This is a genomic window from Leuconostoc fallax (assembly GCF_004354645.1).
GTDB lineage: Bacteria > Bacillota > Bacilli > Lactobacillales > Lactobacillaceae > Leuconostoc_B > Leuconostoc_B fallax.
On the sequence record NZ_PUFI01000005.1, the window covers coordinates 161,327 to 178,714 of the forward strand.

The 17,388-nt window shown below is 35.8% G+C and carries 14 protein-coding genes and 1 tRNA gene; 13 read left to right on the plus strand and 2 right to left on the minus strand.

The features are described 5' to 3' along the window. Positions 1-16: 16 nt before the first annotated feature. The 9 genes from C5L23_RS01385 (at position 17) to C5L23_RS01425 (ending at position 10,300) form a co-directional block, all read left to right on the plus strand. Positions 17-1,978: a sucrose-specific PTS transporter subunit IIBC gene (locus tag C5L23_RS01385; protein WP_010007222.1), complete on the plus strand. Its 1,962-nt coding sequence runs from the start codon at positions 17-19 to the stop codon at positions 1,976-1,978. 5 nt (positions 1,979-1,983) lie between these two features. Continuing rightward, positions 1,984-3,267 carry a glycoside hydrolase family 32 protein gene (locus tag C5L23_RS01390; RefSeq protein WP_133264181.1) on the plus strand — a complete coding sequence of 428 codons (1,284 nt, stop codon included), beginning with the start codon at positions 1,984-1,986 and terminating at the stop codon, positions 3,265-3,267. Between the two features lie 165 nt (positions 3,268-3,432). Beyond that, a complete protein-coding gene (locus tag C5L23_RS01395) occupies positions 3,433-4,299 on the plus strand; it encodes an ROK family protein (RefSeq protein WP_010007221.1) in 867 nt (288 codons plus the stop codon). A gap of 75 nt (positions 4,300-4,374) precedes the next feature. Further along, positions 4,375-4,447 (plus strand) — tRNA-Lys (locus C5L23_RS01400). A 209-nt stretch (positions 4,448-4,656) separates the two neighbouring features. Then, on the plus strand, positions 4,657-5,100 hold the full coding sequence (gene rplM / locus C5L23_RS01405) for a 50S ribosomal protein L13 (RefSeq protein ID WP_010007220.1): 444 nt from the start codon (positions 4,657-4,659) through the stop codon (positions 5,098-5,100). A 19-nt stretch (positions 5,101-5,119) separates the two neighbouring features. Continuing rightward, the gene (rpsI, locus tag C5L23_RS01410; protein ID WP_010007218.1) at positions 5,120-5,515 is read left to right on the plus strand and encodes a 30S ribosomal protein S9; all 396 of its coding nucleotides are present in this window, start codon (positions 5,120-5,122) and stop codon (positions 5,513-5,515) included. A 643-nt stretch (positions 5,516-6,158) separates the two neighbouring features. After that, on the plus strand, positions 6,159-8,153 hold the full coding sequence (locus C5L23_RS01415) for a hypothetical protein (protein WP_133264182.1): 1,995 nt from the start codon (positions 6,159-6,161) through the stop codon (positions 8,151-8,153). A gap of 501 nt (positions 8,154-8,654) precedes the next feature. Next, positions 8,655-9,563, plus strand: coding sequence for an XRE family transcriptional regulator (locus C5L23_RS01420; protein WP_010007215.1), 909 nt, complete (start codon positions 8,655-8,657; stop codon positions 9,561-9,563). Continuing rightward, positions 9,560-10,300: a hypothetical protein gene (locus C5L23_RS01425; RefSeq protein WP_133264183.1), complete on the plus strand. Its 741-nt coding sequence runs from the start codon at positions 9,560-9,562 to the stop codon at positions 10,298-10,300. Before C5L23_RS01420 ends, C5L23_RS01425 begins: the two co-directional genes overlap by 4 nt. 45 nt (positions 10,301-10,345) lie before the next feature. On the opposite strand, the gene C5L23_RS01430 is transcribed toward C5L23_RS01425, so the two are convergent. Beyond that, positions 10,346-11,695 (minus strand): hemolysin family protein, encoded by a 1,350-nt coding sequence (locus C5L23_RS01430; protein ID WP_010007212.1) that lies wholly within the window; start codon positions 11,693-11,695, stop codon positions 10,346-10,348. Between the two features lie 477 nt (positions 11,696-12,172). Between C5L23_RS01430 and nrdH the strand changes: the two genes are divergently transcribed. The 4 genes from nrdH (at position 12,173) to nrdF (ending at position 16,108) form a co-directional block, all read left to right on the plus strand. Continuing rightward, a complete protein-coding gene (gene nrdH / locus C5L23_RS01435; RefSeq protein WP_010007211.1) occupies positions 12,173-12,403 on the plus strand; it encodes a glutaredoxin-like protein NrdH in 231 nt (76 codons plus the stop codon). Positions 12,404-12,448: 45 nt separating this feature from the next. Beyond that, complete coding sequence (gene nrdE, locus C5L23_RS01440) at positions 12,449-14,617, plus strand: class 1b ribonucleoside-diphosphate reductase subunit alpha (RefSeq protein ID WP_133264184.1); 2,169 nt, start codon at positions 12,449-12,451, stop codon at positions 14,615-14,617. Between the two features lie 67 nt (positions 14,618-14,684). After that, positions 14,685-15,125: a class Ib ribonucleoside-diphosphate reductase assembly flavoprotein NrdI gene (locus C5L23_RS01445; RefSeq protein WP_010007210.1), complete on the plus strand. Its 441-nt coding sequence runs from the start codon at positions 14,685-14,687 to the stop codon at positions 15,123-15,125. A gap of 2 nt (positions 15,126-15,127) precedes the next feature. Further along, positions 15,128-16,108, plus strand: coding sequence for a class 1b ribonucleoside-diphosphate reductase subunit beta (gene nrdF / locus C5L23_RS01450; RefSeq protein WP_010007208.1), 981 nt, complete (start codon positions 15,128-15,130; stop codon positions 16,106-16,108). Positions 16,109-16,158: 50 nt separating this feature from the next. Here nrdF and C5L23_RS01455 read toward each other — a convergent pair whose 3' ends face one another. After that, positions 16,159-17,370, minus strand: a complete 1,212-nt coding sequence (locus C5L23_RS01455; RefSeq protein WP_133264185.1) for an LCP family protein — start codon at positions 17,368-17,370, stop codon at positions 16,159-16,161. Positions 17,371-17,388: the final 18 nt, after the last annotated feature.

A 17,388-nucleotide genomic window follows, 5' to 3' on the forward strand; every position in this document is an offset into this window, starting at 1 on the left:
TAATAGGAGCGAAGTTATGAACCATAAAGAGGTTGCCAAGCGTATCGCTGAAGCTGTTAATACGGATAATATTATTGCAGCAGCCCACTGTGCAACGCGATTACGTTTAGTTGTTAAGAACGTGAAAGATATTGACCAAGAGGCTTTGGATAATGATCCTGATTTAAAGGGCACATTTAATGCCAACGGACAATACCAAATTATTGTTGGACCAGGTGATGTCAATCGAGTCTACGATGAATTTGTTAAGATTACTGGTGCAAAACAAGCAACACCAGATGATTTAAAGAAGATAGCAGCAGAGAGTGGTAAAAACAATCCAGTAATGGCGCTGATTAAGGTTTTGTCAGATATCTTCGTGCCATTGATTCCAGCTTTGGTTGCTGGTGGTCTATTAATGGCCTTAAACAACATCTTAACTGGTGAAGGGATGTTTGGTGCTAAGTCATTAGTTCAAATGTATCCACAAATTACTGGTATGGCCGAGATGGTTAACTTAATGGCCAGTGCGCCATTTGCTTTCTTACCAATTCTAATTGGTATTACCGCAACCCGACGGTTTGGTGGTAGCGAAATATTGGGTGCCGCTGCTGGTATGATGTTGGTGATGCCAAGCTTGATTAATGGCTATAGCGTAGCCGAAGCTGTTGCAACTGGCAAAATGCCAACATGGGATTTGTTTGGTTTGCATGTTGCACAAGCAGGTTATCAAGGTCAAGTTTTGCCAGTGATTGGTGTGGCATTTATTCTGGCTAATTTAGAAAAGTTTTTCCATAAGCACTTAAAGGGTGCGGTTGACTTTACCTTTACGCCAATGTTTTCAATTTTGATTACTGGCTTCTTAACATTCATTGTTGTTGGCCCTGTATTGCGTATTGTTTCTAATGGGATTACAGATGGTTTGACTTGGTTAGTCACAACATTTGGCTTCATTGGTTACGGTGTCTTTGGATCATTTTACTCAGCTATTGTGATTACTGGCTTACACCAAAGTTTCCCTGCTATTGAAACGCAGTTATTAGCTGATATTGCCAAAACTGGTGGTGATTTTATTTTCCCAATTGCCGCAGCTTCTAACGTTGCACAAGGTGCTGCTACATTTGCTATTTACTTCTTAAGCAAAGGGGATGAAAAGATGCGTGCCTTATCATCCTCATCAGGTGTTTCAGCTATGCTTGGTATTACTGAACCTGCAATGTTTGGTGTGAATCTGAAATATAAGTTCCCATTCTTCATTGCTTTAGGTGCAGCTGGTATTTCAAGTTTGGTTATGGGACTATTCCAGATTATGTCTGTCTCCCTTGGCCCGGCCGGATTGATTGGTTTCATTGCGATTCCAGCCAATAAGTGGATTGGTTTCTTCATCTCAGTTATTATTAGTTTCGTGATTGCCTTTGTTGTAACCTATGTTTACGGTAAGGCACATATGCCACAAACGAATCATCTCAATACAGTATCCAATGATGTTGTACTGGAAGATGTTGATGGGTTGGCAGTTGATGCACCAGTTTCTGGTACGACGATCAATTTAAGTCAAGTTAATGATGAAGTTTTCTCAAGCGGTATGATGGGCGATGGTATTGCCATTGAGCCAAATGATAACGTTGTTTATGCACCAGCTGATGGTGAGATTACTGTGGCCTATGAGACAAAGCATGCTTATGGTATGACAACAGTAGATGGTCTTGAAATCTTGATTCATATTGGACTAGATACCGTCAATATGGAAGGTAAAGGCTTTGAAAGCTTCGTTAAGCAAGGTCAAACTGTTAGCAAGGGTGATAAGTTAGGATCATTTGATCCAGAGCAAATTAAGGCCGCTGGTTATCCGGTTACAACAATGTTAATTATTACAAATACAGCAAACTTTGATAAAATTATAGAGAATCAAGTCTCTGGTACAGCGATTAAGCAAGGCGATACCGTGTTGACAGCTGTACCTCAGACACAACCAGAATCGGCTATTGCGGAAGGATAATGTATATGACAAAGCTAGTACCTGAAGATACCATTGAGCGTGAAGTGTATCATCTATATCCAACACATGGGTTATTGAATGACCCAAATGGATTAGTATACTTTAAAGATCAATATCATGTTTTCTTTCAATGGAATAACCAGGCAGTTAACCATAAATACAAGGAGTGGGGTCACTTTGTGAGTGATGATTTAAAGCATTGGCAACGCTTAGATAATGCTTTGCATCCCTCATTACCTGAAGATTCGGCAGGTATTTATTCAGGTTCAGCAATTGTTAAAGATGACAAATTATACCTTTTTTATACGGGCAATGTGAGAGATGCTGACGGCCATAGTGTCGCTTCTCATCAGATGTGGGCTGTAAGTGAGGATGGTATTCATTTTGAAAAATTAGGAGAACTGTTTGAACATCCAGAAGGATACACCCGTCATGTGCGTGATCCACGTGTTTGGCAAGGGAAAAATGGGCATTATTACTTAATTGTTGGTGCACAACGACAAGTTGATTTAACGGGTGATATCTTAATCTATGAATCAAGTGACTTTAAGACATGGCAGTTGCGTGGCTCTTTAATCGAAGACGTGTTATTAGATGTCCGTGGGTACATGATTGAATGTCCAGATTTGTTTGTTGTTGACGGTCATACTGTTCTGGCGTTTTCACCACAAGGTTTAGAGCCGGATGCAATTCGTCATCGTTATGAGAATATTCATAATACTGGATATGTCATTGGCCGATTTGACGAAAACACGGCGCGCTTCGTGCCCGAGACGTCGTTTACTGAAATGGATCGTGGCTTTGAATTTTATGCACCACAAACAATGCACGTTCCACATGATGATGGGACGGTGCGACAGATTTTGTGGGCTTGGGCAGGTATGATGACACCTGAACGAGAAATGATGGTACCAACAATTAAAGATGGTTGGTTGCATGTGCTAACAGTGCCACGAGAATTACATGTTACGGATGCGTTAAAGCTCACACAAGAACCGATTGATGAGATTTTACGGGTAAAGCCACTAAGAGATTTGGTTGACCCACCAGTTGGCCAATATACGCTGAATACAACAGATAATTGGCAACTAACACTGGGTGAAGATTTTGAAATAGCGCGTACAGATAATACCATTATTATGCGACGAAGACAGTGGGAAAGTAATCTTTGGGAAACACGACAAATTACTGGTGATGTGGACCAAGTGACGTTAATTATTGATCACGATATTGTTGAACTTTATACTGATGGGTATCAGCAAGTTATGACAGCAAGGTATTTTAAATAATTTTTTGTAAGCGCAATATCTCGTTTGAGAATTGCGCTACACTTTTTACGGAAAACAGTTGACAGCAGTTGTGAAAACGTTTACAATTTAAAACGTAGTTAAATGAATCACATTTAAATTACAGTGGAAGCTGTTAAATTACTTATTAATTGGAGGATGTATATCATGGGTTTATTAGGTGCAATTGAGGCAGGTGGTACGAAGTTTGTCGTGGCCGTGGCAGATCACGACTATAACATTGTTGATCGGGAAAGTTTTCCTACACTAGATGGTGAGAAGACACTGGACTCAGTGATTGCATTCTTCGATAAGTTCGATAACATTGATGCGATTGGTATTGCAGCATTTGGACCAATTGATATTGTTGAGAGTTCATCAACATACGGTCGCGTTTTGGCAACACCTAAGCATGGTTGGTCAGGTTATGACTTCTTGGGTCGTATGAAGGCATGGCGTGATATTCCATATTACTGGACAACAGATGTTAACGGTGCAGGTTGGGCTGAATTTGTAACCGGTGCCGCTAAAGATGTTGATTCAATGGTTTACTTAACAGTTGGTACTGGTATTGGTGCGGGTATTGTTTCTCAAGGTAAGATGGTTCAAGGATTTGGACATCCAGAAGCTGGACATATCTTCTTGCAAAAGCATCCGCAAGACACTTATAAGGGTCACTGCCCATTCCACGCTGACAAGTGTTTGGAAGGATTGGCTGCCGGTCCTGCTATTGAAGAGCGTTGGGGCATTTCAGCTAAAGAATTACCAGATGATCATTTGGCTTGGAAGATTGAAGCTTATTACTTAGCACAGGCTGCGTTGGATTACACAATGATTCTTCGCCCAGAAAAGATTATTTTTGGTGGTGGTGTGCCACACCGTGAAATCTTGTTCCCATTGATTCGTGAAAGCTTTGCCGAACAGATGAGTGATTACCTTGCTGTCCCTGATTTGGATGAGTACATTGTACCAGTTGCCAACGGTGACAATGCAGGTATCTTAGGTTGCTTCTACTTGGCTAAGTCATTAGTTTAAAATAAGGCTTGTTATAAAATCATAATCGTGTTATATTAATATCTGTTGTTGCAATTTATTTGTCAGCACAGATATGGACAGTTAGCTCAGTTGGTAGAGCAACGGACTCTTAATCCGTGGGTCCAGGGTTCGAGCCCCTGACTGTCCACTTTACACAGCGAGTATCTTTGTTAGATACTCGTTTTGTTGTTAGTTAATAAAAAGCGATTAACTTTACTAATTTTTATTGACGTAGCGTGATGTTTTCGGTAAAATGGTACATGGTATTGTTTACCTCACGATAAGCCCCGGAAACTTATTGTATCTGATTGGAAGGAACGCCAATCTTTGTAAACAACTAATCAAAGGAGCGCGATTATGCGTACAACATTTTTAGCAAAACCAGGTGAAATTGAGAAGAAGTGGTATATTATTGATGCCAAAGACGTCGTTTTGGGACGTTTGTCAACAGTTACTGCCTCAATCTTGCGTGGAAAGAACAAGCCAACGTTTACACCAAACGTTGACATGGGTGACAACGTTATCATTATTAATGCTAGCGAAGTTAAATTGACTGGTAAGAAAGCTACTGATAAGGTTTATTACCATCACTCAAACCACCCAGGTGGTTTGAAGTCACGTACTGCAGGTAATTACCGTGAGTTCAACCCAGAGAAGTTGTTGGAGTTGTCAATTCAAGGTATGTTGCCAAAGAACTCTTTGGGTCGCAAGCAAGCTTTGAACTTACATGTTTATGCTGGTTCAGAACATGCACATGCTGCACAACAACCTGAAGTACTTGACATCAACAAGTTGGTTTAAGAAAGGAGAGTAAGTGGAAATGGCTAAAACAGTACAGTATGGCGGCACAGGTCGTCGTAAGAATTCAGTTGCTCGTGTACGTTTGGTTCCAGGTAATGGCCAAATTACAATGAACGGCAAAGCTATCGAAGACTACATTCCTTTCGCTAACTTGCGTGAAGTAGTTTTGCAACCATTTAACGTAACAGAAACATTGGGTAATTATGATGTTCTTGTTAACGTTAACGGTGGTGGTTTCTCAGGTCAAGCTGGTGCAGTGCGTCATGGTATCGCACGTGCCTTGTTGACAGTAGATCCTGACTTCCGCGCAGCATTGAAGACAGCAGGATTGTTGACTCGTGATGCACGTATGAAGGAACGTAAGAAGCCAGGTTTGAAGAAAGCCCGTAAAGCTTCACAGTTCTCAAAGCGTTAATAAAAAGTCTTTTATTAAGGTTAGAGTTAATCTATATAAATTTAAAGCACCAGCGAAAGCTGGTGCTTTTTTGTTGGATAAATTGACTGGTGAAGTTACATTAAGAAAATCGTTCACTCAAAGTTAGATGTGATGAGATGAGACATGTTCAGATTAGAAAATTTAGTAAATCATTGCTCCGTATTTTGAAATATAACAAATTTCTACAGAATAGGCTACGTTACATTAATGATTTTTGAAATTTCCATTAATATTAAGATTTTGATTGAAAAAGATATTATAAAATAGACAGGTTGAACTTATAAAATAGTGTATGATTATCCCATAAGAAGGGATAATCATGAATTGATACTTGCGATTGAGAAATTGACTTGAGGATTACAGATAATTTTTAGAAAAGGTGTTTTTTATAAAAATACTTATTCAAACGTAAATAGATTGTTGATATTGTGTGTAGTTATAATATTTATGATAGGGGAGTGATTGGTATTGAATCTAAAGAAGTTATTGGAAAAAGTTGAGGTTGAGTATCGGCTAACTACTATAGAGTTATAATTATGAAATTTAGAATTTACTGATAATTTTAGTGACAGAATTACACTAATAGTTTAAAAAATTTGATGCAAGGGGGATTTTTGTAGGTATGAATAGGAGAATCCATGATTTAGATTGGCAAATTTGGACGGATACGGAATTTGAAAAGCGTGTAACGGAACTTTTGTGTATCGATATTGATGATGCTACAGATTTAGATTTCATAGAATTATTTGATATATTACAGATCATTAAGGCTAAAAAGCATAGCATTAAAGATGAATGTAGGGTTAAGGCTGAGCTAAATAAAAAGCTATCATGTAAGTATCATAATATGACGGTAGAAGAAATTAGAAGAGAATTTAAATACTTTTTTACCTATGATAATAAAGATGAATTAAAAGTAGATCGCTATCAATTTCGTTTTAGTTTTTTTAAAGTATTTGAAGAGTATAATTGGCACAAAATTTTTAAAGAATATGATTTAAAGAATATTCTTGAAAATAAATTAATATCATTAAGTGACTTGTTAAAAACTAAATACTGGGGTAAAAAATACCCCTTAGTTAAAGAATTATTTTTAAATGAACCAGAAAATTTTCAATTGCTGTTAAGTAATTTTACAGATAGCAAAAATAATTATGTGATACCCGAAAATATTTCGAAAATAGAGTTTTATAAATTAGCGGTATGTTATGTTAATGGAAATTCTGATTTTGAGCCAAATTTGAATTATTTAAAATTGATGCAAAATGGATTGAGCGGTATAGAGAAGTTTATCGACATTGATGCTATTCTAAAATTGAAAATAAAGAAAGAAATTGAGCGACAGACAAACAATTTTTTCTATGAAAATAAGGGATACAAGCAAGGCCTTGCTGTATATGGGAATATAGGCGATTTTAATAAAGAAAATTCGAATCATGAAATTAAAGGATACGTCGATGTAGATTTCTTGAAACAATATTCGGACATTCCTACGTTGCTTAATAGTATTCAATACTTATATAATTTTTTTAATGACAATGGAATATGGAATTTAGTGAGTTTTCCTAATATTGAAGAGTTGGAAATTTCTAGTATACTTACTTTAAAATCTAATCGTCATTATGACACAGGCAGTTACTTTTTAGCAAAACAATGGATTATTTTAAATGAATTACGAATGGCTAGAGAGGTACTTAAACAGGAACATCATTTAGAATTTGAAGACATGTTTAATTATTTTTTTTCAAAATATTCAGAACGGACTTTCAACTTGCCATGGTTACCAATTAATTTTTCTAGAGATGAATCATATGGTACAAAAGTTAGTGTGATGTTTATAGCTGAAGAAAACATTCGTAAACAATGGCATTCTTATTCACAGTATCATGAAATTAATCGAGATCTCATTAATTTAACAAATACACCCAAAATAGAGGAACTTAAGAGTATTGTACCTAATAAATATGTATATGTTGACTCGAGAGAGATGATCAGAATAAAAAATTTACTATTTTCTACTCAAAAAAATCTACTATTTTCTACTCAAAAAAATCTAGGATATATTGATGAAAATTTGTATGAAAATACATTTATTGAGTTAATTTATAAACACAAGGTTTCTTATTCTGATTTTAAAACATATCAGTTATCGGATATTAATTTCTTAATTAAAGAAGAAATAATTAGCGTCCGCAAAAATGGTGAAATATTTGTAACTCATAATCAAAAACAGATGATATTGATTTGTAAATTTTTGTGGGCTTATGGAGTTATAAATTATTACAATTTTCCCTTTGTTAAAGCAGGTGACCTTTCAGAAGAATATCATAATCTCATTAATACTAAAATAAGACAAGGATATTTAAAGACGGAGAGCACACTGTTCTCAATTCCAGAAGTTAATTACTTGAACTACTTACTAAATAATTCTGAGTATAATAATGCAAAAGCTTTACGTAATAAGCATGATCATTCTTATATTGCAGAAAAAGACGAAGAAAATCTAGAAGATTATTTATATTCATTGGCAGTAATTTTTGTCTATATAATCAAAATTAATGAAGAATTCCATTTAAAAAACTTGTTAGAGGGAAAAGAGGGATTCTGGACGCAATAGTAAACTATGTATGTACTATTTAGTAGTTGCGGTAGAAGATTTAGTAATAATATCAGTATTTTAAACTCTGTTTAACAAATAAAAGCTTAACGGATTTAACTTTTGGTAACGGTAATGTTGTTAAATATATTCCCGGTAGATATGCATAATAAGCTAAAGCGTAACGAGATTAGAATATATTTTGTAATATTAGTATTGGTAGAGTGTAACACAACACAGTTTTACTTGTAATCATAATTAGTATGTTGCATTAATTAAGAATGCTTTAATTAAGATTAGAGTTAATTGATTATATTTAAAGCACTAGTACTGACTAGTGCTTTTTCATTTCAACAATATCAAAGTCTCATGATAATTACTCTAGAATCATTAATTGTCCCTGTGCAACTTTGAGTTGCGAGCTAGGTACCCAGTAATAGCGGGTTATTTTGTATAATAGGCTATTTTATATTGCTATCCTTTGTATAATAACAACTATGTTATGAGACAAAGGAGTACACAATGGAAAATGTCTTTAGTGAACAATTGATAACTTTGCGGCAAAAAAAGAAGTTATCGCAGCATGCATTAGCTCAGAAAATATTTGTAACCCGTCAATCTGTTTCGAAATGGGAAAATGGTGATGCAGAACCAAGTATTGATAAACTGATTAGTTTAGCTGAGATTTTAAATGTTGATTTAAATCATCTCTTAATTGGCCAGCAGAGTACGGCAGACTTAATTATGAGTATAAACCATTTAACAAAATCATTTACACAACCAGTCTTAAATGATGTTAATTTAAATATTTATGGCCGTGATCGTATTGCGTTATTAGGTAGTAATGGTGCAGGTAAATCAACTTTGGTGAAGATTATGTATAACACCATCAAAGCAGACAGTGGTGAAATTAAGCGCTATATCAATATGCGTGATGACCTTAATATTATGACTCAAGATGATATTTTGATTAGTGACTTAAAATTGATTGAACAAATTGAATTATCTGCGCGAATTAACCAAGTATATGCTAAAACGTATATTGAACAATTGCTCGATCAGTTCCGCTTGCGACAAGTAGCTCATACGTATATTAGTAAATTATCTGGTGGTGAAAAAAGACGATTATCTCTCGTATTAAGTTTAATGAGACCCTCGAAGTTACTCATATTAGATGAACCAACCGTGGGGATGGATTTAGAATCGATTGATTTGTTTTGGAAGCATATGGATCATGTTGGTGGCGCTGTGCTAACCATTACGCATGATTTTAATCAAATTGATAAATATTTTTCGCGAGTAATTCTATTAAAGGATGGTCAAATAAAACGTGACGATCGAGTGAGCGATATCCATGCACATAATCAAACGATTGAACAATGGTATCGTCAGTTTAATCGTGTTCTGGAAGCAAAAGGAGTAGAGTCATGATTCAAATTATCCAATTAAAAGAAGTTTTACGTAATAAACGTTTTTTATTGTTTACAATTTTTATCCCAATTGTATGGTATGTTATGATGACATTGACCGCTAAATCTGGTCATTTTTTTACTGATACATATGGGTATATTTGGTTTATGGCTTCTTGTCTGATGGGAGTGGCTGGTAATTCTATCGTCACGTTTAGTAAAAGAATGAATAATGGTCGTCGCTACTATGTACTCCAATCTAAAATATCGCATTACACGCTATGGCGCTTCGGACTAGATCAATTAGTTGTTCAAATTGTATTGAACGCTATGATTTGTTTGGTTGTTGTGATTTGTGGTATTGTGTTGCAGACGTTATTGATTGATACTCATTTGTTACTGGCTATTTTGCTAGTAACGACGCTGGGAATTTATTTTAGTATCATTGGTTTTTCTTTGGGTTTGTTGCTATCGGGCCCAGTATTAGATGCTATTGGTTTCCCAATTATGATTGTGATTGCAATACTTATTGTACCGTTTAGTACAATCGCGCATGATGGATTTGTACAGATTATTAGTACCATACAAATGATCTTTCCTGGCTATCACTTATATCGTATTTTATTGAATTTGATATCGGGGGTATCGATTCAAAAACCAATACTGTACTTTTTTGTTAGTATGATTGGTACAAGTTTACCGTTTATTTGGTTAACATGGCTTCGCGTCATTAAGAAGACAAATGCTTTAACTGTATAATAAAAAACGCTTGCTACATTATAGTAGTAAGCGTTTTTTGATTAATTAATCATCTGAAGGTTCATCAGCATTCTCGATGGTTGTTCGTGGCAATTCGTGAATTTCAAAATTATTAATATAAGCATTCTCGTAATCGAGTGCGGTCATTTCAAAGTTCTCAACAGTTAGCGTATCGCCAGCGCGAAAATCAGGGTTCTGATTCAAAACATAACCGGTTAATGTAACGGCTTCGTCTTCCTCTAACGCTTTGATTTGAACATTGAAGTAACGTTCGAAGTCAAAGAGTGTCATCTTACCAGCGACCTTATATTTATTTCCGCCAAGCTTTGTAACGTAATCATCAGAAACATCATCAATTTCGTCACGAACTGAACCGAATAATTCTTCATAAATATCTTTATCGGTGACCAATCCACTTGTGCCACCATATTCATCAACAACAATAACGATAGGTGCACGCTTGACAATCATTTCGTCCAATACGTCATGCAGATCCATATTCTCAGGGACTGCTGGCATATCACGCATGATTTTAGCGACGGGGTCTTGTGCATTGATACGTGCTTGACGTACCATATCGTAGCTGTAGACGTATCCTAACACTTTATCCTTGTCATTATCGGCAATCACAGGGAAACGCGTATAGCGCTTTTCTAAGTAAAGATTAAGCGCATCTGAAATTGGGGCATCAACATTGATTGTGACCATAGAAGTACGATCAATCATAACGTCAACGGCGACCTTGTCATTCATGGCAAAGGCACGTTGCATAAAGGTTAAATCTTCTTGGTCTAATTCACCGGCTTGTGCGGCATGTTTAGATAGGGCAAGTATTTCAGTTTGTGAATAAATATCTTCATCACTGTTTGTTTTGAATCCAAGAAGATGTGTAATAGCATTAGATAAATGATCTAATGTCCAAATTAATGGGAACAGAGCAATGTGGAAGAAACGAACAGGTCGTACGATAAATAGTAGGACTTTGATTGGTTCTTCGATAGCGATGTTTTTTGGTACCAAATCAGTAAAGACAGCGTGAATAATTGTGAACAAAATCATCGCAACAACAGATGAGAATGCGCGTGCATATTCGGCTGGAATTAGATTAGCCTGAATAATTAAATCAGCAATCGTTTCTTCACCAATCCAACCTAAAATCAAACTTGTCAAAGTAATACCAACTTGAGCAGTTGATAAGTACTCTGTCAAATGTTCTACCATGTGGATGGCATTTTTAGTATTACGTGATGGCTTATCGCGATCATCTTGCATCGCCCTAAGGGCGCTCAAACGAACTTTAACAAGTGAATATTCTGTTAAAGTAAACAATATTGCGAGTAATAGGACCACCAGAATAACAAAAAAGTTGATGATCATAGACGGACCAGAATCCAAAATAATTTCCTCATTTCCTTTAAATCTACAAAAAGATAATCTGCATACCATTATACCAAAATCATCAGAGATTAACTATTTATTTAATATAATTGTAAATAAATATAAACTGAACGATTAAATTTTAATATATGACAAATCAGGCTGAAATCGAATATTAAAACGGTGATGTATTTATAATAGTTATTTAGTGAGCATAACGAGATAGCGATACTTAGTTATTTTGATAGGTATAATGAATAAATAGTTATTATTTCACAAACTAAGTGATTTGAAAATAAAATTTCATACTTTAGAATGTTGATATATCAACATTTTAATATTCGGATTTTTTAACTATTGTGAGTTTGTGAAAATAAACCTGTATGCTTTTATTTGTTCGAACATTTGTTTGTGAAGTCAGATATAGACCTTGTCTTTACTGAAAAACAGGATAAACTATTAAGCAGTAAATAATTTTCGAATAAGGGGATAATGATGGAAAATATCACAGTATATACAAAATATAATTGCGTTCAATGCAAAATGACAAAGAAGTTTTTGTCATCAAAGGGCGTTTCGTTTAAAGAAATTAATATTGATGAAGAAGTACAATACGTTGATGAATTGAAGGCTAATGGCCATCGTCAAACACCGGTCGTAGCAGTTAAAGGTGTTACAACATTTACTGGTTTTCGCCCAGACATGCTAGCTAAAATTACAGCTTAATCTTCAATTATCATTAGATAATTAATAAATTCAAAGGATAAATTTATGCCCTTAAAAGACTTAAACATTGATCAAGTAACGTATTTTGATTTAAATAATCAAGTGAATATTCCAAAAGACAATCAAATTCAACTAGAAAAGGATCAAGAAGCGTTAGCTGCATTTTTAGAAGAAAATGTTAAGCCTAACGTCTTGCAATTTAATTCTCTAAGAGAACGATTTGATTGGTTATTTGATCATGAATTTTTGGAGCGTGACTTTGTTGAAAAGTATCACTTTGATTTTATCGTTTCACTATACAAATTCTTAAATGAACAGCATTTTCAGTTTAAGTCATTTATGGCTGCTTTCAAGTTTTATAATCAATACGCATTAAAAACAAATGACGGCAACTATTATGTTGAGACTTACGAAGATCGTGTAGCGGTCAATGCATTGTATTACGCGAATGGTGATGAGCAGTTAGCATTGCACATAGCAGATGAAATGATTCATCAACGTTATCAACCAGCAACGCCATCATTTTTGAATGCAGGTCGTGCACGTCGTGGAGAATTGGTATCTTGCTTTATTTTACAAGCGACTGATGACATGAATGCAATTGGCCGTACCATTAATTCTGCTTTGCAACTATCTAAAATGGGTGGTGGTGTTGGTATTAATTTGTCGAACTTACGTGAAGCGGGCGCACCTGTTATGGGGATTGCCAACTCTGCTGGTGGTGTTGTACCAGTGATGAAGTTGTTAGAGGATACTTTTACTTTTAGTTCTCAAGTCGGTGCACGTCAAGGTGCGGGTGTTGTTTATTTGTCGATCTTCCATCCAGATGTTTTGAGTTTCTTGTCAACAAAAAAAGAAAATGCGGATGAAAAAATTCGTGTTAAGACATTGTCACTTGGCTTGACGATTCCAGATAAGTTCTATGATTTAGCCAAGCAAAATAAGGAAATGTATCTATTCAGTCCGGTTGATGTTGAACGTGAGTATGGTCAACCGTTCAATTATGTTGACATCACCGCTGAATATGACAATATGGTGGCAAACGATAAAATCATAAAGTATCGCGTTGATGCGCGTATGTTAGAAGAAGAAATTTCTAAATTACAACAAGAATCTGGTTATCCATATATTGTTAATGTGGATGTAACGAACCGGGCTAATCCAATTTTTGGTAAGATTATCTCATCAAATCTTTGTTCTGAAATTTTGCAGGTGCAACGCCCATCTGTTATTAATAATGAACAGGAATACACAGAAATGGGATCAGATATTAGTTGTAACTTAGGCTCAATTAATATTGTGAACATGATGCAAACTGACGACTTTGCAACGTCAGTAGATGCAATGGTGAGAGCCCTAACTTTTGTGTCTGATTCATCTAATTTGGATGTTGTACCTTCAGTCTTAGAAGGCAATCGTGAAAAACACGCTATTGGCTTGGGGGCTATGGGACTAGCTGCTTATTTCGCGCAACACAAAATGTACTATGGTGATGAAGAGTCATTAGACTTTACATCCACTTTCTTTATGATGCTTAATTATTATTCTTTGCAATCTTCAATGAAAATTGCTAAAGAACGCCAAGAAAATTTTTATGAGTTTGAAAAGTCCGATTACGCAACTGGTCAGTATTTTGACCAATACTTGTCACAGGATTGGATGCCTAAGACAGATAAAGTACGTCGCGCATTCGCACAACATCATTTACCAACGAAAGCTGATTGGGAACAGTTAAAACAAGATGTGATGACTTATGGTATTTATAATGCTTACCGTCATGCTATCGCACCAACAGGCTCAATTTCTTATGTTAATGATACAACTGCCACTTTATTGCCAATTGTTAACAAAATCGAAGAACGTCAAGAGGGTATGATTGGTAAAGTTTATTATCCAGCGCCTGGTTTGAGCAATGAAACAATGCCTTACTACGTCTCAGCTTATGATACTGACATGCGTAAGGTGATTGATGTTTATGCTGCTGCTCAAGCACATATTGATCAAGGTATGGCTCTGACATTATTTATGCGTTCTACCTTGTCTCAAGAGTTATACGAGTGGAAAGATAAGACACCTAAGATGACAACGCGTGATTTGACGATTCTACGTCATTATGCGTTTAACAAGGGCATTAAGTCTTTGTATTACGTGAGAACTTTTACCGATGATAATCAAGAGACTGGTGTTAATGAATGTGAGAGCTGCTCTATTTAATGTATATTTGGGGGAGCCTTGGACAAATATTAATTGATAAATAGACAAGTAAGTGGGGGAAGTACCGTTGGGAAAAATAAACATTTTATATGCATCGACGGAAGGCAATACAAAGTCCTTTGTTGAGAAGTTACGCACTGTTGCAGAAAGCCATGGTGATGAACTCAATACCAAATTAATTGGTGAAGAAACAGAATTTGAACAAGAAACAGTTCCGTTTATTGCACTCGTACCAACTTATTTAACTGGTGGTACAGGAACGGGTCCGGAAGTGAAGGAAATTTTTACGAATGCTTTAGGTGAATATATTGAATTTTCTCAAAATTTAAAGTATTTACGTGGCATTGTTGGTTCAGGTAATCGTAATTTTAATGTACAATTTAACTTAACAGCTAATCGATATGCTGAAAAGTATCAGGTACCGATGATTGCGAGTTATGAACTACGTGGCAGTAAGTTTGATGCTCAGCGTATTTATGACAAAATAAAAACGATAATTGAGGAATAAATATGGAACACATTCAAAAAAATTCGTATGTAGCAATTAATTGGAATAACATTGAAGACGAGCTAGATAAGGCTACTTGGGAAAAGCTAACACAACAGTTCTGGTTGGATACACGTGTCCCTATTTCAAACGATTTACGGAATTGGCGTGATACGAGTGCTGAAGAAAAGAAAGTTTTGAATCTAGTTTTTGGTGGTTTAACAACATTAGATACGCTGCAATCTCAAGATGGTATGGCTGAATTAAAGAAAGACGCCGTTAACCAAAAGGAAGAAGCAGTACTCAATAATATTCAGTTTATGGAATCTGTTCATGCCAAATCATATTCTTCTATTTTCGAAACTTTGAATGATAAGGCTGAAATAGAAGCAGTTTTTGAGTGGGCTGATAATGATGAATATCTGCAGTACAAAGCGCAACGTATTAATGATATTTACCATAATGGAACACCTTTACAAAAGAAAGTTGCATCAGTGTTCTTAGAGACATTCTTATTCTATTCTGGTTTCTATACACCACTTTATTTTGTTGGTCATAATAAAATGTTAAATGTGGCTGAAATCATTAAATTGATTATTCGTGATGAATCTGTTCATGGTACGTATATTGGTTATAAATTCCAAATCGGCTTTAATCAGTTATCAGAAGATGAACAAAGTGAATTGCAAAGTTGGATGTATGATTTACTATTTGAATTATACGAAAATGAAGAAAAGTTTACGCATGAACTGTACGACGAAATCGGTTGGACTGACTCCGTTATGACATTCTTACGTTATAACGCAAATAAAGCGCTCATGAACTTGGGTCAAGAGCCAATGTTCCCAGATGGTGCCGAAGATGTGAATCCTGTTGTAATGAATGGTATTTCAACATCTACTGCTAACCATGATTTCTTCTCTGGTGTTGGTAATGGTTATTTGATTGGTGAGGTCGAAGCCATGGCAGATGATGATTATGATATTGGTTTAGATAAACAATAAGCAAATTAAAAACGCCTTTGAAAGGCGTTTTTAGTTTGCTTATTTTAAGACTACTGTGCAGGACTGGTACTAGGATCAACGGGTAATGTTGTATTAGAACTACTATCAGTACTTGAACTTGATGATGTACCATCACTAGAAGCTTGTAATGATTCAGCGATACTAGCCAGTGTAGATGGCACTTCGCCACCAAACATACTACCAGTGGTTTTGGCTTCAAGGCCAAGTGCTTTACGTGCTTTATTGGTGATCCGTTGCTTTTCTGACGTTGAAACAATTTCATAAGATACTGATGCACCAGTAGTTGCGTCTGGATATGACGTAGTGGTACCTTGCAAATGATCGGTGACAACGTTATTTTTAGCCTTGATATATTTAGTTGCAATATTGCTCATATCACCAAATGTTAAATCAGTCATAATATTCTTTTGTACGGAATTCATGAATTTTTCATTGAGCAGATTGGTTACATTAGCTGCCTTCTTCATTAGGGCTTGCAAGACTAGTCTTTGACGTTTCTGACGGCCATAGTCACCTTCAGGATCATCGTAACGCATTCTAGAGAAGGCAAGCGCGGCACTACCATCCATTACAGTGTGCTTAGTAAAATGCTTACCATCAGAAGCATATTCGTATGATGCACTGCCCTTGGTGAATTTATAAGTAGCGGGACTTTCATCTTCATCTGGGGTATAAGTAAAGGTAAGTGGTGATTTAATTTCAACACCACCAACTTGATCAACCATTTTTTCCAAACCACCCATGTTAGCCATGGCATAAAAGTCAATTGGGATATTGAGGTAAGCTTCCACAGTTTTGATAGCTGTTGCAGCAGATCCATAAGCATATGCTGCGTTCATCTTTTGCGGGAAAGTATCTTCATAACCCACGATGGCAATCATTGCATCACGTGGAATAGAAATTAATGTTGTTTTTTCTTTCTTAGGGTTAACAATCAACACCATCATCGAGTCGGTACGGCCTTTATAGTTACGATTTAAGGCACCAGTATCAGTTCCCATAAGCAAAACAGAAAAAGGTTTTCCTTGTTTGATTACCTTGGATACGTTTCGACTTTTTGTTAATCCAGTGCCACTATAAACATTGTCTATCGTTGACTTGGCATTACGATATAAAAGGTAACCCAAGGCACTACCTGCAATAAGTAAGACAAGTAGAATAGTAATGAAAATATTACGTATTTTGTGGGTTCTTGGTTTGTAACGATCGCTGCGGCTTTGGTTATTTTTTTGATTTCGCATGGGGGCTAATGTTTTCTC

Excerpts from the sequence above, each read along its gene's own strand:
- C5L23_RS01385 (WP_010007222.1), top strand. The coding sequence starts at position 17 with ATGAACCATAAAGAGGTTGCCAAGCGTATCGCTGAAGCTGTTAATACG.
- rplM (WP_010007220.1), top strand. The coding sequence starts at position 4,657 with ATGCGTACAACATTTTTAGCAAAACCAGGTGAAATTGAGAAGAAGTGG.
- nrdF (WP_010007208.1), top strand. The coding sequence starts at position 15,128 with ATGGAACACATTCAAAAAAATTCGTATGTAGCAATTAATTGGAATAAC.
- C5L23_RS01420 (WP_010007215.1), top strand. The coding sequence starts at position 8,655 with ATGGAAAATGTCTTTAGTGAACAATTGATAACTTTGCGGCAAAAAAAG.
- C5L23_RS01415 (WP_133264182.1), top strand. The coding sequence starts at position 6,159 with ATGAATAGGAGAATCCATGATTTAGATTGGCAAATTTGGACGGATACG.
- rpsI (WP_010007218.1), top strand. The coding sequence starts at position 5,120 with ATGGCTAAAACAGTACAGTATGGCGGCACAGGTCGTCGTAAGAATTCA.
- C5L23_RS01455 (WP_133264185.1), bottom strand. The coding sequence starts at position 17,370 with ATGCGAAATCAAAAAAATAACCAAAGCCGCAGCGATCGTTACAAACCA.
- nrdE (WP_133264184.1), top strand. The coding sequence starts at position 12,449 with ATGCCCTTAAAAGACTTAAACATTGATCAAGTAACGTATTTTGATTTA.
- C5L23_RS01395 (WP_010007221.1), top strand. The coding sequence starts at position 3,433 with ATGGGTTTATTAGGTGCAATTGAGGCAGGTGGTACGAAGTTTGTCGTG.
- nrdH (WP_010007211.1), top strand. The coding sequence starts at position 12,173 with ATGGAAAATATCACAGTATATACAAAATATAATTGCGTTCAATGCAAA.
- C5L23_RS01425 (WP_133264183.1), top strand. The coding sequence starts at position 9,560 with ATGATTCAAATTATCCAATTAAAAGAAGTTTTACGTAATAAACGTTTT.
- C5L23_RS01390 (WP_133264181.1), top strand. The coding sequence starts at position 1,984 with ATGACAAAGCTAGTACCTGAAGATACCATTGAGCGTGAAGTGTATCAT.